Origin of the sequence: Mycobacterium kansasii ATCC 12478, assembly GCF_000157895.3 — a bacterium.
Lineage (GTDB): Bacteria > Actinomycetota > Actinomycetes > Mycobacteriales > Mycobacteriaceae > Mycobacterium > Mycobacterium kansasii.
The window spans coordinates 2,923,116-2,945,994 of sequence record NC_022663.1 but is presented as its reverse complement, the minus strand read 5'-3'; the positions used below and the strand labels follow the sequence as shown (position 1 = coordinate 2,945,994).

Annotated in this window: 22 protein-coding genes; 16 read left to right on the top strand and 6 right to left on the bottom strand. The window is 67.0% G+C overall.

Annotated features, from left to right (window positions below; genetic code table 11):
• Positions 1 to 80 precede the first annotated feature (80 nt).
• Entirely contained in the window at positions 81 to 1,877 is a 1,797-nt protein-coding gene (locus MKAN_RS12815) for a DNA polymerase III subunits gamma/tau (protein WP_023368723.1), read from the top strand.
• Between the two features lie 12 nt (positions 1,878 to 1,889).
• On the opposite strand, the gene MKAN_RS12810 is transcribed toward MKAN_RS12815, so the two are convergent.
• Together MKAN_RS12810 and MKAN_RS12805 are read right to left on the bottom strand one after the other, a co-directional pair.
• The gene (locus MKAN_RS12810) at positions 1,890 to 3,203 is read right to left on the bottom strand and encodes a class I SAM-dependent methyltransferase (RefSeq protein WP_023368722.1); all 1,314 of its coding nucleotides are present in this window, start codon (positions 3,201 to 3,203) and stop codon (positions 1,890 to 1,892) included.
• Positions 3,200 to 4,576: an FAD-binding oxidoreductase gene (locus MKAN_RS12805; RefSeq protein ID WP_178131775.1), complete on the bottom strand. Its 1,377-nt coding sequence runs from the start codon at positions 4,574 to 4,576 to the stop codon at positions 3,200 to 3,202. Before MKAN_RS12805 ends, MKAN_RS12810 begins: the two co-directional genes overlap by 4 nt.
• Before the next feature lie 81 nt (positions 4,577 to 4,657).
• On the opposite strand from MKAN_RS12805, the gene MKAN_RS12800 reads away from it, so the two are divergent.
• Entirely contained in the window at positions 4,658 to 5,095 is a 438-nt protein-coding gene (locus MKAN_RS12800; protein ID WP_036394416.1) for an SRPBCC family protein, read from the top strand.
• Here MKAN_RS12800 and MKAN_RS12795 read toward each other — a convergent pair.
• Positions 5,092 to 5,859, bottom strand: a complete 768-nt coding sequence (locus tag MKAN_RS12795; protein ID WP_023368719.1) for an Rv3717 family N-acetylmuramoyl-L-alanine amidase — start codon at positions 5,857 to 5,859, stop codon at positions 5,092 to 5,094. The genes MKAN_RS12800 and MKAN_RS12795 overlap by 4 nt on opposite strands.
• A gap of 98 nt (positions 5,860 to 5,957) precedes the next feature.
• On the opposite strand from MKAN_RS12795, the gene MKAN_RS12790 reads away from it, so the two are divergent.
• The 3 genes from MKAN_RS12790 (at position 5,958) to MKAN_RS12780 (ending at position 7,980) form a co-directional block, all read left to right on the top strand.
• Complete coding sequence (locus tag MKAN_RS12790) at positions 5,958 to 6,401, top strand: YbaB/EbfC family nucleoid-associated protein (RefSeq protein ID WP_023368718.1); 444 nt, start codon at positions 5,958 to 5,960, stop codon at positions 6,399 to 6,401.
• 11 nt (positions 6,402 to 6,412) lie between these two features.
• The gene (gene recR / locus MKAN_RS12785) at positions 6,413 to 7,024 is read left to right on the top strand and encodes a recombination mediator RecR (RefSeq protein WP_023368717.1); all 612 of its coding nucleotides are present in this window, start codon (positions 6,413 to 6,415) and stop codon (positions 7,022 to 7,024) included.
• Between the two features lie 110 nt (positions 7,025 to 7,134).
• The gene (locus tag MKAN_RS12780) at positions 7,135 to 7,980 is read left to right on the top strand and encodes a hypothetical protein (protein WP_023368716.1); all 846 of its coding nucleotides are present in this window, start codon (positions 7,135 to 7,137) and stop codon (positions 7,978 to 7,980) included.
• Here MKAN_RS12780 and MKAN_RS12775 read toward each other — a convergent pair.
• Together MKAN_RS12775 and MKAN_RS12770 are read right to left on the bottom strand one after the other, a co-directional pair.
• Complete coding sequence (locus MKAN_RS12775) at positions 7,977 to 8,684, bottom strand: type 1 glutamine amidotransferase (RefSeq protein WP_023368715.1); 708 nt, start codon at positions 8,682 to 8,684, stop codon at positions 7,977 to 7,979. The two genes, MKAN_RS12780 and MKAN_RS12775, sit on opposite strands and share 4 nt — an antisense overlap.
• Positions 8,677 to 9,906 carry a Mur ligase family protein gene (locus tag MKAN_RS12770; protein WP_023368714.1) on the bottom strand — a complete coding sequence of 410 codons (1,230 nt, stop codon included), beginning with the start codon at positions 9,904 to 9,906 and terminating at the stop codon, positions 8,677 to 8,679. Before MKAN_RS12770 ends, MKAN_RS12775 begins: the two co-directional genes overlap by 8 nt.
• A gap of 72 nt (positions 9,907 to 9,978) precedes the next feature.
• On the opposite strand from MKAN_RS12770, the gene MKAN_RS12765 reads away from it, so the two are divergent.
• The 4 genes from MKAN_RS12765 (at position 9,979) to MKAN_RS12750 (ending at position 13,546) form a co-directional block, all read left to right on the top strand.
• Positions 9,979 to 10,968, top strand: coding sequence for a DEDDh family exonuclease (locus MKAN_RS12765; protein ID WP_023368713.1), 990 nt, complete (start codon positions 9,979 to 9,981; stop codon positions 10,966 to 10,968).
• A 42-nt stretch (positions 10,969 to 11,010) separates the two neighbouring features.
• Positions 11,011 to 11,460: a hypothetical protein gene (locus MKAN_RS12760; protein WP_036394418.1), complete on the top strand. Its 450-nt coding sequence runs from the start codon at positions 11,011 to 11,013 to the stop codon at positions 11,458 to 11,460.
• The gene (locus tag MKAN_RS12755; protein WP_023368711.1) at positions 11,461 to 12,024 is read left to right on the top strand and encodes a TetR/AcrR family transcriptional regulator; all 564 of its coding nucleotides are present in this window, start codon (positions 11,461 to 11,463) and stop codon (positions 12,022 to 12,024) included.
• 154 nt (positions 12,025 to 12,178) lie between these two features.
• Positions 12,179 to 13,546: a PE family protein gene (locus MKAN_RS12750; RefSeq protein ID WP_023368710.1), complete on the top strand. Its 1,368-nt coding sequence runs from the start codon at positions 12,179 to 12,181 to the stop codon at positions 13,544 to 13,546.
• A gap of 42 nt (positions 13,547 to 13,588) precedes the next feature.
• Here the strand turns inward: MKAN_RS12750 and leuA are convergent, their stop codons facing one another.
• A complete protein-coding gene (gene leuA / locus MKAN_RS12745) occupies positions 13,589 to 15,391 on the bottom strand; it encodes a 2-isopropylmalate synthase (RefSeq protein ID WP_036394421.1) in 1,803 nt (600 codons plus the stop codon).
• 437 nt (positions 15,392 to 15,828) lie between these two features.
• On the opposite strand from leuA, the gene MKAN_RS12740 reads away from it, so the two are divergent.
• From MKAN_RS12740 to MKAN_RS12710, 7 genes are all read left to right on the top strand, one after another.
• Positions 15,829 to 17,094 carry an aspartate kinase gene (locus MKAN_RS12740; RefSeq protein WP_023368708.1) on the top strand — a complete coding sequence of 422 codons (1,266 nt, stop codon included), beginning with the start codon at positions 15,829 to 15,831 and terminating at the stop codon, positions 17,092 to 17,094.
• The gene (locus MKAN_RS12735) at positions 17,095 to 18,138 is read left to right on the top strand and encodes an aspartate-semialdehyde dehydrogenase (RefSeq protein ID WP_023368707.1); all 1,044 of its coding nucleotides are present in this window, start codon (positions 17,095 to 17,097) and stop codon (positions 18,136 to 18,138) included. It abuts the gene before it with no gap.
• Position 18,139: 1 nt separating this feature from the next.
• Positions 18,140 to 19,297 (top strand): DUF4185 domain-containing protein, encoded by a 1,158-nt coding sequence (locus tag MKAN_RS12730; RefSeq protein WP_023368706.1) that lies wholly within the window; start codon positions 18,140 to 18,142, stop codon positions 19,295 to 19,297.
• 173 nt (positions 19,298 to 19,470) lie between these two features.
• Positions 19,471 to 19,839, top strand: coding sequence for a hypothetical protein (locus tag MKAN_RS12725; RefSeq protein WP_307726942.1), 369 nt, complete (start codon positions 19,471 to 19,473; stop codon positions 19,837 to 19,839).
• A gap of 120 nt (positions 19,840 to 19,959) precedes the next feature.
• On the top strand, positions 19,960 to 20,463 hold the full coding sequence (locus MKAN_RS12720) for a hypothetical protein (protein ID WP_036445721.1): 504 nt from the start codon (positions 19,960 to 19,962) through the stop codon (positions 20,461 to 20,463).
• Between the two features lie 212 nt (positions 20,464 to 20,675).
• A complete protein-coding gene (locus MKAN_RS12715) occupies positions 20,676 to 22,133 on the top strand; it encodes a catalase (protein WP_023368703.1) in 1,458 nt (485 codons plus the stop codon).
• 4 nt (positions 22,134 to 22,137) lie between these two features.
• A complete protein-coding gene (locus tag MKAN_RS12710; RefSeq protein WP_023368702.1) occupies positions 22,138 to 22,803 on the top strand; it encodes a sensor domain-containing protein in 666 nt (221 codons plus the stop codon).
• Positions 22,804 to 22,879: the final 76 nt, after the last annotated feature.

The window sequence follows — 22,879 nt, the reverse complement described above, 5'->3', positions numbered from 1 at the left end:
GGTGTGCACCCTCGATGCCGTGAAAGCACACTCGATGCCCAGCCGGGCGCTAGTCACCCAAGCTGAGTAGCCTGCTGACCGTGGCTCTCTACCGCAAGTATCGACCGGCAACCTTCGCCGAGGTGGTGGGGCAGGAACACGTCACCGAACCGCTGTCCATCGCCCTGGAAGCCGGCCGGATCAACCACGCGTACCTGTTCTCCGGGCCGCGCGGGTGCGGTAAGACGTCGTCAGCGCGCATTCTGGCGCGCTCCTTGAACTGTGCGCAGGGCCCGACGGCCACGCCGTGCGGCGTCTGTGAGTCCTGCCTGGCGCTGGCGCCCAACGCGCCCGGCAGCATCGACGTGGTCGAGCTCGACGCGGCCAGTCACGGCGGCGTGGACGACACCCGAGAGCTACGCGACCGCGCGTTCTACGCGCCGGCGCAATCGCGGTACCGGGTGTTCATCGTCGACGAGGCGCACATGGTGACCACCGCCGGTTTCAATGCGCTGCTCAAGATCGTCGAGGAGCCTCCCGAGCACCTGATCTTCATCTTCGCCACCACCGAACCGGAAAAGGTGTTGCCCACCATTCGGTCGCGCACCCATCACTACCCGTTCCGGTTGCTGCCGCCGCGCACCATGCGCGGGCTGATCGGGCGAATCTGTGAGCAAGAGGGCGTCGTCATCGACGATGCGGTGTACCCGCTGGTGATCCGGGCCGGCGGCGGCTCCCCGCGAGACACGCTGTCGGTGCTGGACCAGTTGGTGGCCGGCTCCGAAGGCGATCACGTGACCTACCGCCGAGCGCTGGGGCTGCTGGGCGCCACCGATGTGGCGTTGATCGACGACGCGGTCGACGCACTGGCCGCGGGCGACGCGGCGGCACTGTTCGGGGCGGTCGAATCGGTGATCGACGCCGGACATGACCCGCGCCGTTTCGCCACCGATCTGCTGGAGCGATTCCGCGATCTCCTTGTCCTGCAAGCGGTTCCGGACGCGGTATCGCGTGGCGTGGTGGATGCCCCGGAAGACGTGCTGGACCGGATGCGGGATCAGGCGGCCCGCATCGGGCCGGCGACCCTGACCCGCTACGCCGAGGTGGTTCAGGCCGGTCTGGGCGAGATGCGCGGCGCGACCGCGCCGCGCCTGCTCCTGGAAGTGATTTGCGCGCGGCTGCTTCTGCCGTCGGCCAGTGACGCCGAATCCGCGTTGCTCCAACGTGTCGAGCGGATCGAAACTCGGTTGGCCATGTCGCTTCCGGCCGCTGCAGAGACACCGGACACTGCGATGCCGCCGCGGGGTCAAGCGGACACCGCGGCCCCGCCGCGGGCAACGCCCGCGCGCCCGGCGGATTCTGCGGCACCGCCGCGGGGTCAAGCGGACACCGCGCGCCGTCCGGCAGCGCTCGAGCCGGCTCCCGAACCAGCCGCGGCGCCAAGCGAACTCAACGCAGCCGCCGTTCGTACCATGTGGCCGACGGTGCGCGACAAGGTGCGCCAGCGCAGCCGCACCACCGAGGTGATGCTGGCGGGGGCCACCGTTCGCGCGCTGGAGGGCGACACGCTGGTACTGACCCACGATTCGGCGCCGCTGGCCCGGCGCTTGTCCGAACAGCGCAATGCCGACGTCATCGCCGAGGCACTCAAAGACGCACTGGGGGTCGCCTGGCGAGTGCGCTGCGAGGTGGGCGGACCCGAGCCCGTCGCGGCCTCGGTGCCCGCAAAAGCGGAAGAGGTTGTGCCAGAAATTGATTCAGCTCAGCCCAGGGAAGACGAAGAGGAAAGTATGCTCGCGGAAGCCAGCCGCAATAACCCCTCGGAGCCGCGCCGCGACCCCGAAGAGGCGGCACTCGAGCTGCTGCGCAGCGAACTGGGTGCCCGCCCTATCGACTAGCGACTGATCACGCTAAGGAGTCCACCAGGGCCGCAGCGGCAGGTCGTCCTCGCCCCACGGGTCCACATTGGCGGCCAGCACGTGATGCAGCTGAATGTTGTTGTGTTCGAACGCCACTCGCGATGCAGCCATGTACAGACCCCATACTTTGGCGGTGGGCAGTCCGACCTCGGCGACGGCCTCCTCCCAGTGGTCGACGAGGTTGCGGCACCAGTCGCGCAGCGTCATCGCGTAGTGATGCCGGAAGTTCTCCTCGTGCAGCACCTCGAAACCGGCGTTCTGGATGTCGGTGATGATGCGTCCCGAGCCCGCCAGTTCCCCGTCGGGGAAGACGTAGCGGTCGGTGAACCCGCCCGCGAATGGGGCCGACTTGTTGTCGTGACGGGTGATGCAGTGGTTGAGCAGCAGGCCGCCGGTGCGCAACTTCGACTTGAGGAAGCCGAAGTAGGCGGGATAGTTCCGGACGCCGATGTGCTCGGTGAGGCCGATCGAGGAGACCGCGTCGAATCCGGTCTCGGTCACGTCGCGGTAGTCGCAGTGCCGCACTTCGGCAACGTCGGTGAGGCCGTCGTCTTGGATCGCTTGTTGCGCCCACTTGGCCTGCTCGGCGGACAGCGTGGCGCCCAACACATGGACCCCTCGCCGTGCTGCGTAACGCACCATGCCGCCCCAGCCGCACCCTACGTCGAGCAGCCGGTCGCCCGGTTGTAGCCGCAGCTTCTCGAAGATCAGCCGGTATTTGTTCTCCTGAGCCTCTTCCAGCGTCGCGTCGGCGTTCGGGTAGACCGCGCAGGTGTAGGTCATCGACGGGCCGAGCACCCATTCGTAGAAGGTGTTGGAGACGTCGTAGTGGTGGTGGATGGCTTCGGCGTCACGGGACCTGCTGTGCAGCAGGCCTTCGGCCAGCCGGCGCCACCGGGGCGGCGCCTCCTGCGGCGGCGGCGCGACCGGCAGCAGGTTCTCCACACCGATCGAGCGCACGACATTGGCCAGCACCCGCGGCGACGGCCGCTTGAATTGCACCCGGTCGGTCAGCGCTTTGAGCAGCTGATACGGGTCGCCGGGATGGACGCCCCGAGTCTGCAGGTCACCCGATACGTAGGCGCGGGCCAGACCCAGTTCACCCGGGGCCGTCGCCAGGTAGGTGATGCCGCGTGGTGACGTGAGTTCCAGACCCAGCGCCGCGTCGGCACGTCCGGCAGTGCTGCCGTCATAGGCGGCGAACTTGAGCGGCTGCTGTCCGGGAGCGGTGAAAATCGCCAGGATTTCGGCCATGGTCAGCTTGCCCCCCGCTGTGGGACGGCTGGCCTCCTTGATCGTTGTCATCGTCGTTGTACCGCCTTTGCGTAGAGGTCGAGTAGACGCGAGTCCGGGTCGTAGATCTTTTTCTCGGTGCTGTAAGACTCCCCGCCGTAGAGCTCGTCAAACTCCTCGCGGGTGTAGTAGCTGTCGGAGTAAAGCGACTTGTGGCCGTCGAGTTCGCTCACCTTCGCCTCGATCGCCCGGTTCGTCGCGCCCTCGGTGGCACCTACCGGCACCGATGACCAGAACCCGATATTGACGTAGGTGCGATCCGGCTGGATCGGGTACAGCGGCCACCCGCTCGGGTGGCGTAGCCGCAATGGGCACACCCAGATTGGTGTGATCGGCACATTGCCTAGGAACCATTCCAGGAATTCGCCGGTGCGCCCGATGGGCACCTCGACGTCTTGCACGACCCGCTCGCGCGCCGGACGTCCCCTGCGCTTCTCGATCCGGTCGGCGATTCCGAAGCGCTGATCGACCGCCACCAGCTTCCAGTAGACGCTGCTGCGCCGGTAGCGGCGCGGCCACCAGCGCCGCAGCCGGGGGTTCTGCGCGCCGAACGCGCGGGAACACCAGAACCAGTCGGTGTCCCAGCGCCAGAAGTAGTCGTGGATGGTCAACCGGTCCTCTCTGACTCCGGTCCCATGCCGGATGGACCGGTAGTAGATGTCTTGTCCGGTGTAGTCGCTGACTGGGCCCGGAGTCGTCGTCCGCACGCCCACGCACAGGTAGCTCTCGTCGGCGCCGAAGACTACTCCGTCGAGGTAATCCACCGGGACTCCGTCGAGTCCGTGGGTGTCGACAATGCGTTCCATCGCCGCGATCATCTCGGCCAATGAGTGGAATCGGATGTGCCGCAACGCCACAAAGGGTTTGACCGGCTCCAGCTCGATTCGCAGGCGGGTCGAATATCCCAGTGTCCCATAGGAATTCGGAAATGTGCGGTACAGGTCGGCGTGCTGGTCGGGGGATGCGGTGAGCAATTCGCCGGCGCCGGTGAGAATGTCCATTTCCAGCACCGACTCGTGCGGCAGGCCATTGCGAAACGATGCCGACTCGATGCCCAGGCCGGTGACCGCCCCGCCGAGGGTGATGGTCTTCAGTTGCGGAACTACCAGCGGCGACAGGCCGTAACGCAACGTCGCCGCGACCAGGTCCTCGTACGTGCACATGCCTGCCACGTCGGCGGTGCGGGCATCGGGATCCACACCGATGACGCCGGTCAGTCCGGAGGTATCCAGGCCGGGGGCATCGCGTTTGGTGCGGGCGCGGAACAGATTTGAGGTGGGCTTGGCCAACCGGACGGTGGCGGTTGCCGGAATGCAACGATAGCTCGCCAGCAATCGCTCGACGCCCGATGTGTAGGTGGACAGCGCAGATTCACGGGCGGGCATCACATATATCGTAGTCACCGACCACGGCCCCTGCATCCGCGCGCGGGCTCGATACGGATAGTGGCAAAGGAGTTGCGCCTGATGGCACAGGTGAGCGCAGCCAGCACGATCTTGATCAATGCTGAGCCCGCGGCCGCACTCGACGCAGTGGCCGATTACCGGAACGTCCGCCCGAAAATCCTCTCTCCGCAGTACAGCGAGTACGAGGTGCTCGAGGGCGGCCAGGGGCAGGGCACGGTCGCGAAGTGGCGGCTGCAGGCGACCAAATCCCGAGTGCGCAATGTACAGGTCAGCGTTGACGTCGCGGGCCACACGGTGATCGAGAAGGACGCGAACTCGTCCATGATCACCAATTGGACGGTGGCTCCCGCGGGACCGGGCTGCAGCGTCACCGTCAAGACCGCCTGGAACGGCGCCGGGGGCGTCAAGGGCTTCTTCGAAAAGACGTTTGCGCCGCTGGGCTTGAAGCGGATTCAGGGCGAGGTACTGGCCAACCTGAAGAAGCAGCTGGAGGGCTAACGCGCCTGGCTTTGGGCGGCCAGGAAACCTGCGATGCCGCGGACCAGCGCGTTGGCGTACTTTTGCCGGCCCTCGGCGGATTCGATCAGCGCCGAGTCCGCCGGGTTCTTCATGTTGCCCAGCTCGACCAGGATCGACGGATACTGCGCCAGGTTCAGGCCCGCCAGGTCGGAACGTCCGTACAGGCCGTCCTGGCCGATGTAGTTGGCCGGTGGAATGCCCGAGGCCTGAAGCTGGTCTCGCATCACCTTGGCGAACTGCACCGAGGGTCCGGCCTGGGTCGCATTCAGTGGCGGCGCGGAGTAGTTGACGTGGAAGCCGCGGCCGGTGGCCGGCCCGCCGTCGGCGTGCAGGCTGACGACCGCGTTGGGGCGCAGGGCGTTGGCCATGTTGGCCCGCTCGTCGACGCACGGCCCCAGCGCGTTGTCGTTGCCGCGCGACATGGCGGTGCGCACCCCCAGCGCGTTGAGCGCGGCCCGGAGCCGCAGCGCCGTGTCCCAGGTGAAGGTGTGTTCCGGATAGCCGCTGTTGGTCGACGTTCCGCTGGCTTGGCAATCCTTGGTGCCACCGCGACCCGTGGGTACCTGGCGCCCGATCGACGCGTCGTTGGCCCCGTTGTGGCCGGGGTCGATGAATACGACCATGCCGGCGACAGTGGCGGGGGCGGCAGTCGCCCTCGGTGGCGACCAGGCCCCGGTGAGTATTCCGATGACCCCGCTGAGCAGGAAGGCGATCCCGACACGCAGGCCTACTCGTACGTCCACTGCGCAAAGCTAACGTGGCGCGGTCTAGGCTGAATGTTTCGAATCGCCCGACAACCGCAGGCGAAACCAACTCGAGACCAAGATGCGAGGGGACTGTCATGCAACCTGGAGGCGATATGTCGGCACTGCTGGCCCAGGCGCAGCAGATGCAGCAGAAGCTACTGGAAGCCCAGCACCAACTGGCCAACTCTGAGGTGCACGGCCAAGCCGGTGGTGGCTTGGTCCAGGTTCGTGTCAAAGGCAGCGGCGAGGTGATCGGTGTGACGATCGACCCCAAGGTCGTCGACCCCAACGACATCGAGACCTTGCAGGACCTGATCGTCGGTGCGATGCGCGATGCGTCGCAGCAGGTGACGAAGATGGCGCAGGAACGGCTGGGAGCATTGGCCGGGGCGATGCGCCCGCCGGCGCCGCCGGGGGCGCCGGGTATGCCCGGTGCGCCGGGGGCGCCAGGTATGCCGGGTATGCCCGGTGCACCGGGGGCGCCAGGTATGCCGGGTATGCCCGGTGCGCCGGGGGCGCCAGGTATGCCGGGGGTCTGACCCGCACCGACATGTTCGAGGGGCCTGTCCAGGATCTGATCGACGAGCTCGGTAGGTTGCCGGGTATCGGACCCAAGAGCGCGCAGCGCATCGCGTTTCACCTCTTGTCGGTCGAGCCGTCGGACATCGACCGGCTGACCGCCGTGCTGGGCCGGGTGCGCGACGGCGTGCGGTTCTGTGCCGTGTGCGGCAACGTCTCCGATGGCGAACGTTGCCGCATCTGCGCTGATCCACGCCGCGACGGCTCCCTGGTATGCGTCGTCGAGGAGCCCAAGGACATCCAAGCCGTCGAGCGCACTCGCGAATTCCGCGGCCGCTACCACGTCTTGGGTGGTGCGCTTGATCCACTGTCCGGGATCGGTCCCGAGCAGTTGCGGATCCGCGAGCTGCTGAGCCGCATCGGTGAGCGGGTCGACGACGTCGACATCACCGAGGTGATCATCGCCACCGACCCCAACACCGAGGGCGAGGCCACCGCCACCTACCTGGTGCGGATGCTGCGCGACATCCCCGGACTGACCGTGACGCGCATCGCGTCGGGGTTGCCGATGGGCGGCGACCTGGAGTTCGCCGATGAGCTGACCCTCGGCCGCGCGCTGACCGGCCGCCGCGTGCTCGCTTGATTTCGCCGTGATTTCGCCGAGCCTGTAATTTTGCAGGCCGCTACTCGCACTTTCTCTGCAGGTTTACCGGCTCGGTGAGTTGTCGGCTCCCGCTGCCAGCATTTCGAGCCATGACGGCGATTTTCATCGGCAGCGAAGCTGTCTCGTCCAGCAAAGTGACCCGGCATGAGCTGCAACGGTGGTACCGGCGGGTGTATCCAGGTGTCTACGCCCCCCAGCAGCACAACATGTCACTGCGCGACCGGACTATCGGGGCATGGCTATGGTCGGGACGCCGAGCGGTCATTGCCGGTGTAGCCGCATCCGCACTGCACGGCGCGCAATGGATCGACGATGACGTGGCCATCGAGTTGATCTGGTGCAACATCAGGCCCCCGCGGGGGCTCGTCGCTCGCGACGAAGTTCTCGCCGATGACGAGATCACCCGGGTGGTGGGCCTGCCGGTGACCACGTTGGCGCGGACGGCATATGACCTCGGTCGGCATCTGCGACGCGGGCAGGCCGTGGCGCGCCTCGACGCACTCATGCGAGCGACGCCGTTCTCAACCGAAGATGTGCTGCTGTTGGCCAAACGCTATCCAGGTGCGCGTGGTGTCCGGCGACTGCAGGCGGTGCTGCCCCTCGTCGACGCCGGCGCGGCGTCCCCCAGGGAAACCTGGCTGCGACTCCTGCTGATCGATGCCGGATTTCCCACGCCCAGCACGCAGTTACCGGTGCAGAAGGATTGGCGGCTGATCGCAATGCTGGATATGGGCTGGGAGAAATACCAGGTGGCGGCCGAATATGACGGTGACCAACACCGCACCGATCGCCGGCGGTACGCGCACGACCAACGGCGACTGCGCACGCTCGCGCAGCTGGGTTGGCTGGTTATCCGGGTGATCGCCGAAGACAGGTCGGAAGAGGTAATCGCCCGGGTGCGCAACGCACTGCTGGCCAGGGGTTGGCGGCCCTAGCGAGCCGCCAACCGCTCGCGGCGCAGCAGGTCCACCTCAGGGAGCTCCAGCGGCTGTAGCGAACCCACCACCGTACTGAGCAACAGATCGGCGAGCTCGGGGTTGCGGGCCAGACACGGACCGTGCATATAGGTCGCTACCACGCTGCCCTGAACCACGCCGTCGAAGCCGTCACCGGCTCGGTTGCCGGCACCCTTGACCACCGCCCCCAACGGCGACGCCGCGGGGCCCAGGACGGTGCCGCCCCGGTGGTTTTCGAAGCCGGTCAACGGCTGCGTCAAACCGGTCAGCAATGGCGTGCTGACCAGCTCGCCGATGGTGCGCGCCTGCTGCGGCGAGGTGGTCGCATCCAGCAGGCCGACGCCGTCGACCCGTTCTCCCGACGAGGTTTCATACCAGTGTCCGAGCACCTGAACCGCCGCGCAGATGGCCAATACCGGGGCGCCCCGGGCGGCCGCGCGCTGCAGGCCCGGGTACTGAATCAGGTGTCGGGTCGCCAGTCGCTGCGCGTAGTCCTCGGCGCCGCCCAGCGTGTAGAGGTCCAACGACTCCGGTACCGGATCGGCCAGGGTGATCTCGACGATCTCGGCGGGGATGCCTCGCATGAGCAACCGCTGCCGCAGCACCACGGCGTTGCCGCCATCGCCGTACGTTCCCATCACGTCGGGCAACACCAGCCCGATGCGGACATGCGAGTCAGTCATGACGTGCCAACGCTCGCTGCAGCTGGAGAAATGCGGTGTAGTTGGCGACGACCTCCACCCGCCCGGGCGGGCACGACGCGATGGCCGCCAGGGTGTCGCGCACAAGAGTGTGCTGTACGCCTGCGTACCCCAGGCGCACCGCCAGGTCGGTGCCGCGTTCGCCGGCCGCCACCACAGCAGTCTCCTCGAAGTGTTCGAAGCGCACATCCCACAACCAAGACAGGTCCTCGCCGTCGGGCACCTGCCCGTTGACCGCGATGACTACCCCGGCGGCCTGCTTGTCCACCATCGACAGGGCTTCCTGCCAGCCGGCCGGGTTCTTGGCCAGCAGGATCCGCGCTTCATGCGGCCCGACCATGACGGTCCGGTAGCGACCGGCGACCTCGTCGACTTCGGCTACCGCGGCGACCGCCGAAGCCGGATCGGCGCCCACTGCGACGGCAGCGGCGACCGCCTGGGCGGCATTGCCGCGATTCACGGCGCCCGGCAGCGCCAGCCGCATGGGAAGGGCGAGCCCGTCGGGGCCGTAGAGCGTGTCGTCGTCGAACCACCAGTGCGGGCTGGGCCGCTTGAAGTCGGCGCCGGTGGAATACCAGTGGCCTTGTTCCCGGACGATGACCTCACCGCTGCGTGGGCAGCTCACCGAGTCGTTCGACCAGGAGCCACCCGCGGCGACCCAGACCACCCTGGGACTGTCGTAGGCGGCCGAGGTCATCAGCACGTCGTCACAGTTGGCGACGACGACGGCTGCTGGCTGGCGGGCCAGACCGGCCCGCAGCGTGCGTTCGATCACGTTGATCTCGCCGACCCGATCCAGCTGATCCCGCGACAAGTTGAGCAAGACGATCACGGCGGGTTGCACCGCATCGGAGACGTGCGGCACGTGCATTTCGTCGACTTCGAGCACCGCCAGCTCGGCGCGACGATCCGCGGCCAGCGCGGCCACCAGGCCGGCGTCCATGTTGGCGCCCTCGGCGTTGGTCGCGACCGCACCCAACGTGCCTAATGCGGCCGCAGTCATCCGGGTGGTTGTCGACTTGCCATTGGTGCCGGTGACCACCACCGTGCGCCGTCCCACCGCGAGCTGCCGCAGCACCGAGCGGTCCAGCGTCATCGCGACCAGGCCGCCGATCATCGCGCCGGCTCCGCGCCCGGTGACGCGCGATGCCCAACGCGCGCTCGCGCCTGCGGCGAGGGCCAGTCGTGCCCGGGTCGTTACCACCCGGGAAGTTTAAAGGCCGACACGACGACCGACGACCCCGGTGATGTCGGTTCCACATGCCATCCTCATCGGGTGAGCCACACCTGGGGAAGGCCGGCCAGCCACCCGAGCGAGGGCTGGGCCGTCATCGACGTCGAGACCTCGGGCTTCCGTCCCGGTCAGGCCCGCATCATCAGCATCGCGGTGCTCGGCCTGGACGCGGATGGCAGGGTGGAGCAATCCTTGGTCAGCCTGCTCAATCCGGGGGTGGATCCGGGGTCCACTCACATCCACGGGTTGACGGCCGGCATGCTCGAAGATCAACCACAGTTCGCCGACATCGTCGGTGATGTTGTTGAGCTGCTGCGTGGTCGCACGCTGGTGGCACACAATGTCGCATTCGACTATGCGTTCCTGGCCGCCGAGGCTGAGATGGCCGGGGCCGAGTTGCCGGTAGACACCGTCATGTGCACGGTCGAGTTGAGCCGGCGGCTGGAGCTCGGCGTTGACAATCTTCGACTGGAGACGCTCGCCGCGCATTGGGGGGTGATCCAGGAACGGCCGCACGACGCGTTCGACGATGCGCGGGTATTGACCGGTGTGCTGGCCGCGGCGCTCGAACGTGCGCGGGAACGCGAAGTCTGGCTGCCCGTCCATCCGGTGACCAGGCGTCGCTGGCCCAATGGGCGGGTGACCCATGACGAGCTGCGCCCGCTGAAGGCACTGGCCTCTCGAATGTCCTGCCCCTATCTCAACCCCGGCCGATACGTTTCGGGACGGCCGCTGGTGCAGGGCATGCGGGTGGCCTTGGCAGCCGAGGTAGCCCGGACCCATGAGGAACTGGTTGAGCGCATCCTGCATGCCGGGTTGGCCTATAGCGATGACGTCGACCGCGAGACATCACTGGTGGTCTGCAATGAAATCGCTCCCCAGCAGGGCAAGGGCTATCACGCTCTGCAGCTGGGGGTGCCGGTGCTTCCGGACGCGGAATTCATGCTGGGCGTGGGCTCCGTCGTCGGCGGCACCAGCATGGAGGAATTCACTGACACCACCATGGTCGACCAGCAGTTCGCTCTCTTCTGAGGCCTCGTTGCATCACTACAGCTGTAGTGGTACCGTCGTCGCATGATTTCCACTACAGAAGTAGTGCACCAGTCGCGCTGGTGGAACACTTACCGCAGGCGCGGTTATTTCTTCAGGCCTACCGCGATGCTGACCATTTCCCTCGGCGTCGCCCTGCACCTGTATCGGGTGATCTTCGGAGATGAGCTGACCTTGCGATACGTGGCGACTGTGACCACCGACCGGATCCTGCTCGTCCCGATGACGTATGCGGCGATTACCGGCATCCTGATGTGGCACCGGATGCAATTTGCCAATAAGCGGCATCGGGCGTTCTTCACCGCATCGCTGATCTATATCGCTGGCAGCGTGCCGCTGCACGTCTACATGTCCTATGTAGTCAAGGACCTCTCAATCGTCACGTGGTTTCCCATGTGGTTCAGCTACCTGTTGCTGATCGTCGTCTACCCGGCGTTTCTGACGATGTTCTGGCGGCTGCGCTACAAAAGCTGAATGCCCGCTAACCCGGAACGCCGCGGGCAGATCCTCGACACCGCAATCGGCATACTCGCCGATGTCGGCGTCGGCGGTCTGACCCATCGCCACGTCGATGAACGGGCCAGCCTGCCGGCCGGCACCACGTCGAACTACTTTCGGACGCGCCAGGCCCTGCTCGAGGCCACGGCCGCCCGTACTGTCGATCTGCATTGGCGGCGCGTCGAGGCGTTGCGGGCCGCAATCGGACCACTGACCCCGGATGGCGTCAAGGCTCTCCTGACCCGAATGCTGGCCGAGCCCGATGACCAGGCTCGCCGGTACACGCTGGCCCGGTTCGAACTGTTCATGGAAGGCACGCGACGACCCGAGCTGCAGCCGTTTCTCAAGGATCTGCAGGCCGCCGCGGTGCAGTCCGCCACGCTCATCTTCGAGGCGGCGGGCTTGTGCCCAACGGGCCAACAGATGGACGAGCTGAGCCGCCTGCTCAACGGTTACCTGTTCAGCCGGCTCACCATGCCGGGCGCCGATGATCCGGCCGGCTTGGTCGAGCGACTGGTCGGCTCGCTGATCGGGCGCTAGCTGGTCTTGGTCCGCTTCCAGTTATGGCTGCACATGAATTAGATATGAAGTCGCGATCGGCCGGGGCAATTGCGTTCTTTTTGCAATAACTTCGCATTGCAATACTTACCGAGCTCAGTTGTTATTCGGTGTTGCACCGGATTGGAGTGTCGGCATGTCGTACTTGGTGGTCGGTCCGGAACTGCTTGCCTCGGCGGCGACCGATTTGACGCGCATCGAACAGGCAATCGGCGCGGCCAATGTGGCAGCACTGCCCCACACGAGCGAGCTGTTGGCCGCCGGCGCGGACGAAGTGTCCACGGCCGTGGCGGCGCTGTTTTCCGGTCATGCCCGGGTTTATCAGGCCGTGAGCGCCCAGGCTACAGCGTTTCATGACCGCTTTGTGCAGGCCATCAACGGGGCGGGAGTGTCCTATGCCGGCGCAGAGGCCGCCAATGTGCAGCAAACCCTGCTCGATGCGATCAATGCACCTGTTCAGACATTACTGGGCAGGCCCCTGATCGGTGACGGTGTCCACGGCTCGGCGCCGGGGCAAGCCGGCGGCCCGGGTGGGCTGCTGTACGGCAATGGCGGTAACGGGGCGGCGGGCATGACCCCCGGGGTGGCTGGTGGCGCCGGTGGCGTTGCGGGGTTGATCGGCAATGGCGGCGGGGGCGGGGCCGGCGGGCCCGGCGCGGCCGGCGGTGCGGGTGGTGCCGGGGGCTGGTTGTTCGGCGACGGCGGTGCCGGTGGTAACGGTGGGGCGGCCGTTGTTGCCGGCGGTAACGGTGGTAGTGGCGGTGTTGGCGGCAGCGCGGGGCTATGGGGAAATGGCGGGGCGGGCGGGCTCGGCGGCAACGGCGCGGCTGGCATGTCAGGTGTCAATCCCCCGACCGAACCGGCCCCACCAGGTGACCCAGGCCAAAACGGGGGACCCATCGGCGGCGACGGTGACCCCGGCGACAGCGGAACGGTATTCGGCCAGGACGGCGGTCAGGGTGGGCGCGGGGGTAACGGCACTTCCCGGGGTGGTGCCGGCGGTAGCGGCGGCAACGGCGCGGACGGCGCGCCGGGGACCGCGGGCGGACACGGTGGTGCCGGGGGTGCCGGTGGCCGCGGCGGACTGCTGGTCGGCGACGGCGGCGCCGGCGGGGCGGGCGGCATCGGTGCCGACGGCGGTGCGGGCGACTCGGGCGGCGCCGGCGCCAAGGGCGGCGACGGCGGCACCGGTAATCTCTTCAACCAGGGCAGCGCCGGCGGCCGGGCGGGCGACGGCGGTGATGGCGGTGATGGCGGTGCCGGCGGTGCCGGCGGCAACGGCGGTGATGGCGGTGCCGGCGGAGCGGGTGGACCGTTCGGTCAGCCGGGGAGCCACGGCGCGGGCGGTGCCGCGGGTGCCGGAGCTGCCGGCGGTTCCGGGGGTGCCGCGGGTGAACCTGGTCGGGTCGGTATCGGTAGAATAATTGGCCCCGAGGGTGACCCCGGAGCTCCGGGCGACCCCGGCGAGCACGGCGCTAACGGCACGCCCGGGGCTTCCAGCTGATTCGTCCAGCTCATGGTCTTCTGCCGCCTTAGCGGCAGCGAGTCAGCGAGATGCCCGGTTGATTGCCGACACCACGGCACGCAGCGACGCGGTGGTGATCGACGGCGCAATGCCCACACCCCAGACGGTCCGGCCCCCCACCGAAGCCTCGACATACGCCGCGGCCTGAGCATCGTCGCCGGCGCTCATCGCGTGTTCGGAGTAATCGAGCACGGCGACGTCGAACCCGACGTCACCCAGCGCGTGGACGAAAGCGGCCAGCGGTCCGTTGCCGGTGCCGGTCACCTCGGTCTCCACCCCATCGATCTTGACCGTGGCGGTGATGCTGGTGGTGCCGCTTTCTTCCTCGACGACATCGATGTGCTGCTTTACCCGCTCCAGCGGCCGCACCGGGGCCAGATACTCCTGCGCGAACGCGTCCCACATCTCCTTGGGCGAGACCTCGCCGCCCTCACCCTCGCTGATCTTCTGAATCACCTGCGAGAACTCGATCTGCAGCCTTCGTGGCAAGACCAGCCCGTGGTCGGCCTTCATGATGTAGGCCACCCCGCCCTTGCCGGACTGTGAATTGACGCGGATCACCGCCTCGTAGGTCCGGCCGACATCACGCGGGTCGATCGGCAGATAGGGAACTTGCCACAGCATGTCGTCAACGTCGGTGTCGGCGGCGTCGGCGTCGAACTTCATTGCGTCGAGGCCCTTGTTGATGGCGTCCTGGTGGCTGCCGGAGAACGCGGTGTAGACCAGGTCGCCGCCGTAGGGGTGCCGCTCGTGCACCGGCAGCTGGTTGCAGTACTCCACCGTGCGCCGGATCTCGTCGATGTTGGAGAAGTCGATCTGTGGGTCCACGCCGCGGGAGAACAGGTTCAGCCCCAACGTCACCAGGCAGACGTTGCCGGTGCGCTCGCCGTTGCCGAACAGGCAGCCCTCGATCCGGTCGGCGCCGGCCTGGTAGCCCAATTCGGCTGCGGCGACGGCTGTTCCGCGGTCGTTGTGCGGATGCAGGCTCAGAATGACGGAGTCGCGGTTGGCCAGGTTGTGGCTCATCCACTCGATCGAGTCGGCGTAGACGTTGGGTGTGGCCATCTCGACGGTGGCGGGCAGGTTGAAGATGATCGGGTTGTCCGGCGTCGGCCGGATGATTTCGCCGACGGCGTCGCAGACCTGTTTGGCGTATTCGAGCTCGGTGCCGGTGTAGGACTCCGGCGAGTACTCGAAACGCCATTGCGTGCCGGGATATTTGGCTGCCTCTTCGACGCACTTGCGGGCGCCGTCGACGGCGATGGCCTGCACCGCGGCCCGGTCGGCTTTGAACACCACCCGGCGCTGCAGGATCGACGTCGAGTTGTAGAAATGCACGATCGCCTTGGCGGCACCCTGACACGCCTCGAAGGTGCGCTCGATCAGTTCGGGACGGCATTGGGTCAGCACCTGGATGGTGACGTCGTCGGGAATGGCGCCCTGCTCGATGATCTCGCGGACGAAGTCGAAGTCGGTCTGGCTGGCCGACGGGAACCCGACCTCGATCTCCTTGTAGCCCATGCGGACCAGCAGGTCGAACATGCGGCGCTTGCGGGCCGGGCTCATCGGGTCGATCAGCGCCTGGTTGCCGTCGCGCAGATCCACTGCGCACCACAACGGGGCGTGGGTGATGACGCGGTCCGGCCAACTGCGATCGGCGAGGCGGATGGGCTCGACTTCTTCGGCGAAGGGCCGGTACCGGTGGACCGGCATCGAGGTTCCCCGCTGCGGATTCCACGCGGGCTGGCCGGGTCGCGGTGGGCCGGAAGGTTTGATGACGGTTCGGGCCGATCGATACGCGTCGGGTGTATCAGGATTGGTCACGGTAGTTGCTCCGGGGTTGTGAGAAGGAACCTCAGACCGGCGCAGTCGCGAACGTCCCGCGACGGGAAGCCGGTCTGGATCAGACCCCGTCGCGGCGTCCGAGGAGGAGCACCCGCTGCACGTTGTGCACTCTACCGCTACCGGCCGGCTCACCAAAACCGGTCGCATCGACTGACGCCGAGTGTGCGCTGACGGCCTCGAGCGTGCGCCGCGGGCGGTGAAATTGCGGAAGTTCCGCCCTGGGTTCGCGCTCGAAAGGGTCGGTTCACGCTCGACCCCGTGGCCTCACGCTCGACGCCGTGGGCTCACCTTCGAAGCCGTCGGCTCACACCCGACGGGCCCGGGTCGCCCGCGGGCATCGCCCATAAAATTGAGATGCGCGTCCACGTATCCTGTTGTGGACTCAGACCCGGGCCAATCAAGACAGGAAAAGATCAGTGGCGCTCGTCGTGCAGAAGTACGGCGGATCCTCGGTGGCCGATGCCGACCGGATTCGCCGGGTCGCCGAACGCATCGTCGAGACCAGGAAGCAGGGCAACGACGTAGTGGTCGTCGTCTCCGCGATGGGCGACACCACCGACGACCTGCTGGACCTGGCCCAGCAGGTGTGTCCGGTCCCGCCGCCGCGCGAGCTCGACATGCTGCTGACCGCCGGTGAGCGCATCTCCAACGCGCTGGTGGCCATGGCGATCGAATCGCTGGGCGCCCAGGCCCGGTCGTTCACCGGTTCGCAGGCCGGGGTGATCACCACCGGCACGCACGGCAACGCCAAGATCATCGACGTCACCCCGGGGCGGGTGCGGGCCGCGCTCGACGAAGGCCGCATCGTTCTGGTCGCCGGATTCCAAGGCGTCAGCCAGGACACCCGCGACGTCACCACCCTGGGCCGCGGCGGCTCGGACACCACCGCGGTCGCCCTGGCGGCCGCGCTGCGCGCCGACGTCTGTGAGATCTACACCGACGTCGACGGCATCTTCACCGCCGATCCGCGAATCGTGCACAACGCGCGCAAGCTGGACACGGTCACGTTCGAAGAGATGCTCGAGATGGCGGCCTGCGGCGCCAAGGTACTGATGCTGCGCTGTGTGGAATACGCCCGCCGCTACAACATTCCGGTGCACGTCCGCTCGTCGTATTCGGACAGGCCGGGCACCGTCGTCGTCGGATCGATCAAGGACGTACCCATGGAAGACCCCATCCTGACCGGAGTCGCGCACGACCGCAGCGAAGCCAAGGTGACCATTGTCGGGCTGCCCGACATCCCCGGATATGCGGCCAAGGTGTTCCGCGCCATCGCCGACGCCGAGGTGAACATCGACATGGTGCTGCAGAACGTGTCCAAGATCGAGGATGGCAAGACCGACATCACCTTCACCTGCTCGCGTGACGTCGGGCCGACCGCGGTGGCCAAGCTGGACTCGCTCAAAGACGAGATCGGCTTCGCCCAGGTGCTCTACGACGATCACATCGGCAAGCTGTCGCTGATCGGGGCGGGCATGCGCAGCCATCCCGGGGTGACAGCGACGTTCTGTGAGGCGCTGGCCGCGGTCGGGGTGAACATCGATCTGATCTCCACGTCGGAGATCCGCATCTCGGTGCTATGCCGAGACACCGAGCTGGACAAGGCGGTGGTGGCGCTGCACGAGGCGTTCGGCCTCGGCGGCGACGAGGAAGCCACCGTGTACGCCGGGACGGGACGTTAGATGGTTTCAATAGGAGTAGTCGGCGCCACCGGTCAGGTGGGGCAAGTGATGCGCACGCTGCTCGACGAGCGTGATTTCCCGGCTGAATCCGTCCGGTTCTTCGCGTCGGCCCGCTCCCAGGGCCGCAAGCTGGCTTTCCGCGGCCAGGAGATCGAGGTCGAAGACGCCACGACGGCGGACCCGAGCGGCCTGGACATCGCCCTGTTTTCCGCCGGCGCCGCGATGTCGCGGGTGCAGGCGCCGCGGTTCGCAGCCGCGGGCGTGACGGTGATCGACAATTCGTCGGCGTGGCGCAAAGACCCCGACGTGCCGTTGGTGGTCTCGGAGGTCAACTTCGAGCGGGACGTGCGCGGGGCGGGGGCCCCCAAGAAGGGCATTATCGCCAACCCGAACTGCACCACCATGGCCGCGATGCCGGTGCTCAAGGTGCTGCACGACGAGGCGCAGCTGGTCCGCGTGGTGGCCTCGACCTATCAAGCGGTCTCCGGCAGCGGCCTGGCCGGGGTGGCCGAGCTGGCCGCCCAGGCCCGCGCGGTGATCGACGACGCCGAGCAGCTTGTGCACGACGGTGCCGCTCTCGATTTTCCGGCGCCGCAGAAGTACGTCGCGCCGATCGCGTTCAACGTGGTGCCGCTGGCCGGGTCGCTGGTGGATGACGACTCCGGGGAGACCGACGAGGACCAGAAGCTGCGGTTCGAGAGCCGCAAGATCCTGGACATTCCCGACCTGGCGGTCAGCGGTACCTGCGTGCGGGTGCCGGTGTTCACCGGCCACTGCTTGTCCATCAACGCCGAGTTCGCCCGGCCGCTTTCGCCCGAGCAGGCCCGTCGGTTGCTTGACGGCGCACCCGGCGTCAAGGTGGTCGACGTGCCGACGCCGCTGGCGGCCGCCGGGGTTGACGAGTCGCTTGTTGGCCGCATCCGCAACGACCCCGGGGTACCGGGCGGGCGCGGTTTGGCGCTGTTCATTGCGGGGGACAACCTGCGCAAGGGTGCGGCGCTGAACACCATCCAGATCGCCGAGCTGCTGGCCGCCGACTTGTGATATGCGGGTGAGCTCCGCCTGGGTCGTGCGGTGCTCGCTATTGGTCGTATCTTTTCTTGTCCCGCAATGGTTTTGGGTTGCCCACGCCGATCCGCCGGCGCCGGTGCCCGAGCCGATCCTGCCGCCGCTGGCACCCGGTCAGGTGCTGCGGATCGGTCCGACGGCCGGCACCGGAACTCCCACCGGGGACTACGGCATCGGCGCCACCGATCTGTGTGAGTTCGTGGAATTCCCCAGCCAGCTGCTGCAGGTGTGCGGCGACAGCTTTGCCGGGCAGGGTGTGGGGCTCGGCGGCTGGTATTCGCCGATTGCGCTGCATGTCGATACCGCATCCGTCGACGACCCGGCCGGGGTGCGCTACACCGGTGTCACCGGCGTAACGAAACCACTGCTGGCCGACCCGACGCCGCCGGGGGATTCGCAGCTGCCCGCCGGGGTGGTGCAGATCAACCGGCAAAACTATCTGCTGGTCGCGACGACCAAGGATCTGGTGCCGCAGACAACTCGGCTGGTGAAGGCCGAACCGGCGCGCGGCGGCTGGCAGACCGTTCCAGGGTCCCGGCGCGACGCGTCCTACCAGCGCTGGGGGCAGACACAGATCAGCGGGTACTACGACCCTGTTCCCACGCCCGACTCTCCCACCGGGTGGGTGTACATCGTGGCCAACAGCTTCACCCGCTGGCTACCGGTGGTGCTGTACCGGGCCACGCCTGAAGCGTTCACCGACCGGTCCCGCTGGCAGGGCTGGGCCGTCGGGCCCGGAGGCGGCTGGAACAAGCCGCCGACCCCGCTGTGGCCCGACCAGGTCGGCGAGATGAGCATCCGGCAGATCGAGGGCAAGACGGTGCTGTCGTATTTCAACGCCAGTAACGGCGACATGGAGGTCCGGGTGGCCGACGATCCGACGTCGCTCGGTACCGCTCCGGTGACTACCGTGGTGCAACACGAGGAGGAGTGGCCCGAGCCGGCCGATAGCCTGCCGCCGCCCTACGACAATCGGCTGGCGCAGCCGTATGGCGGCTACATCTCGCCCGGATCCACGCTCGATGAGCTGCGCATATTTGTCAGCCAGTGGAATAACGCAGATCCACGTGCCGGCGCGCCCTATCGGGTGATCCAGTTTGCGGTCAATCCGTTCAAGCCGGGGTCGGAGTCCTAACCGATCAGCGGACACCCAAACAGTGCCTGGCTGGGCGTGTTGGCGCCCAAATAGGGACTTTGCCCTCTAAGGGGCCTCCAAAAGGCCTCACGGGTGCCGTGCCGTCGGTCCAGGATGGCTCACAGCTACTACCTAAGTTGCGCATAGCCGCCACCACTGTTTGCCCCGGCATCATGCGTCTCATGAGCGAAACACCTGAAATACCGACAGCGCCGACGTCGACCGCCGTGGCACCCCCACCACCGCCGGCGGTGCCACCGGCGCCCCATCAGACCCCCAAGGTCTTCAAAGCCGCGGCGTGGGTGGTCATCGTCGCCGGAATCGTGTTCATCGTCGCGGTGATCTTCTTCACCGGCTTCCGGCTCGGCATGCAAAGCGGTCACGGCGGCTACGGCCACCACCGCCATCACAAGCCTCACGCGATGATGCACCGGATGGGAGGTCCCAATGGTGGCGTCCCGGCGGTGAGCCCGAGCACAGGACCCGGCGGTCCGACGCAGGTGCCGACCTCGGTTGCGCCGGCCACCACACCCGGTCGTTAGGAACTTCGACACCAGGCCCGGTGCTCACTCGAGCACCGGGTCTCATGAGTTTGTGATCAATCCGGTGTCGTATCGCCGTAACCCTTTGCGGTTGTCGCGGGGCTGAGCAATATTCGAGTGATGAGCGAAACACCAGAGCCCGCACCCCCACCGCCCCCACCGCCCCCGCCGTCCCCGCCGCCGGCCGTAGCCACCGCTGCACCACCGCCCCCGCCGAGGGAAAAGCCGCCCAGGCTCTACCAGGCCGCGGCCTGGGTGGTGATCGTTGCCGGCGTCATCTTCATCGCCTGGTCGATCCTTGTCGCCGGCGCCCTGGTTTTCGGATACGGCAAGTGTTATCACCACCGCCACCACCATCACGGCATGTTCATGCCGGCCGGTCCGGGTGGCCCCGGCCCGGGGCAGGGATGGCAGTTCGGATTCCCCGGACCCCCGCCTCCTGGCATGGGCCCCGGCATGGGCCCCGGAATGGGCCCCGGAATGGGCCCGGGCATGGGCCCCGGGTTCCCCGGGGGTCCGGGTGGTCCGGGCGGCCCGGGCGGTCCGGGTGCCGGCCAGATGGGTCCCGGGGCACCGCAGACACCCAGCAGCCCCAGCCCCACCACGGCGCCGTCGCGGCCATAACTGGTTCAGCGAAGAAGCGCATACTGGGTTGTGTGACCAACGTGGCGCGGGACAACCGGCCCGGCGTCTCGTCGCGGGATGCCGGGCCGTGCTGTAGCAGGTCGAAAGTCCTTCGCGCCCAGCATGATCCGCCCTAGTGCCGTCGCCAAACGTACTACCTTGCAAACCAATAAGTTTCGCTGAACCAGCCCAGTCGACGAGGAGGCACCGATATGACGGAGCGCTACACCACCACTGACGCGGGCAGTCCCGCTCCCAGCGACGACCAGTCACTGACCGTCGGCCCCGACGGCCCCATACTGCTGCAGGACCACTATCTGATCGAGCAGATGGCCATGTTCAACCGGGAACGCATCCCGGAACGTCAGCCGCACGCCAAAGGCGGCGGCGCGTTCGGTCACTTCGAAGTGACCAACGACGTCAGCCGGTACACCAGAGCGGCGGTGTTCCAGCCCGGCACCAAAACCGAGACACTGGTCCGGTTTTCCACCGTTGCCGGCGAGCGCGGCAGCCCGGACACCTGGCGGGATCCGCGCGGTTTCGCCGTGAAGTTCTACACGTCGGAGGGCAACTTCGACATGGTCGGCAACAACACCCCGATCTTCTTCATTCGCGATCCACTGAAGTTCCAGCACTTCATCCGGTCCCAAAAGCGCCGGGCGGCAAACAACCTGCGCGACCACAACATGCAGTGGGACTTCTGGACCCTCTCACCCGAGTCGGCGCATCAGGTGACCTGGCTGATGGGAGATCGCGGTATCCCGAAGACCTGGCGGCACATGAACGGTTACGGCAGCCACACCTACAGCTGGATCAACCACGCCGGCGAAATCTTTTGGGTGAAGTACCATTTCATCACCGACCAGGGCATCGACTTCCTGACGCAGGAGGACGCCGACCGACTGGCCGGTGAGGACGCCGACTACCACCAACGGGATCTCTACGACGTGATCGAGCGGGGCGAATTCCCCAGCTGGACACTCAAGGTGCAGATCATGCCGTTCGAGGACGCCAAGACCTACCGGTTCAACCCCTTCGATCTGACCAAGGTGTGGCCGCATCGCGACTACCCCCTGATCGACGTCGGCAAACTGACGTTGGACCGCAACGTCACCGACTATCACACCGAGATGGAACAGGCCGCGTTCGAACCCAACAACATCGTGCCCGGCACCGGATTGAGCCCGGACAAGATGCTGTTGGCGCGCGGGTTCTCCTACTCCGATGCACACCGGGCCCGACTGGGCACCAATTACAAGCAGATTCCGGTCAATTCGCCGAAGGTGGAGGTCAACAGCTACTCCAAGGACGGTGCGATGCGGATCAAGAACATCACTGATCCGGTCTATGCGCCCAACTCCTACGGCGGCCCGCAGGCTGATCCCGCGCGCGCCGCCGAGGTGCGCTGGATGGCTGATGGCCAGATGGTACGTGCCGCATACACTTTGCGTTCCGATGACGACGACTGGGGACAGGCCGGCACCCTGGTCCGCGACGTGCTCGACGATGCGGCCCGGGAACGCTTGGCTCACAACATCATTGGGCATGCGTCCAAAGGTGTGCAGGAGCCGGTGCTGTCACGGGTGTTCGAGTACTGGCGCAACGTGGACTCCGATCTGGGCAAGAAGGTGGAAGAGGGCGTGCGGGCCCGGCTTCATGACAAGGCCTGAACGGATGCGGATCGCGGTGCCGAGCCTGGCCCTCGCGGGCTGGGCAGCGGGCTGGGTGGCAGCTGCTACGGCTCCCATAGCTCCGGTTGCGGAGGCTCACCCGTCCGAGCCGGGGGTGGTGAACTACGCGGTCCTGGGCCGGGGATCGGTCGGCAACATCGTCGGCGCGCCGATGGGCTGGGAGTCGGTGTTCACCGAGCCGTTCCAGGCGTATGCGGTCGACCTCCCGGTGTGCAACAACTGGGCCGACATCGGGCTACCGGAGGTGTACAACGACCCCGACCTGGCGTCGTTCAACGGGGCCATCACCCAGACATCGGCCACCGACCAAACCCACTACGTCAAGCAGGCGGTGGGGGTGTTCGCCAGCAACGACGCCGCGGGCCGGGCGTTTCACCGGGTCGTGGACCGAACCGTGGGCTGCTCGGGGCAAACCACCGCGATGCACCTGGACAACGGGACCACGCAGGTGTGGTCGTTCGACGGCGGGCCGCCTACCGCAACCGACTCGGCGTGGACCAAGCAGGAAGCCGGCACCGACCGGCGGTGCTTCGATCAAACCAGGCTGCGCGAAAATGTGTTGCTGCAAGCCAAGGTCTGCCAGTCCGGCAACGGCGGGCCCGCGGTCAACGTGCTGGCCGGGGCAATGCAGAACATCCTGGGCCAGTAACCACCCGCGAATGTGGGTACTCGTCTGACCCGGGCACCGAGAACGTGCGGGAATATGTCGGGGCTCTCTGGAAGAT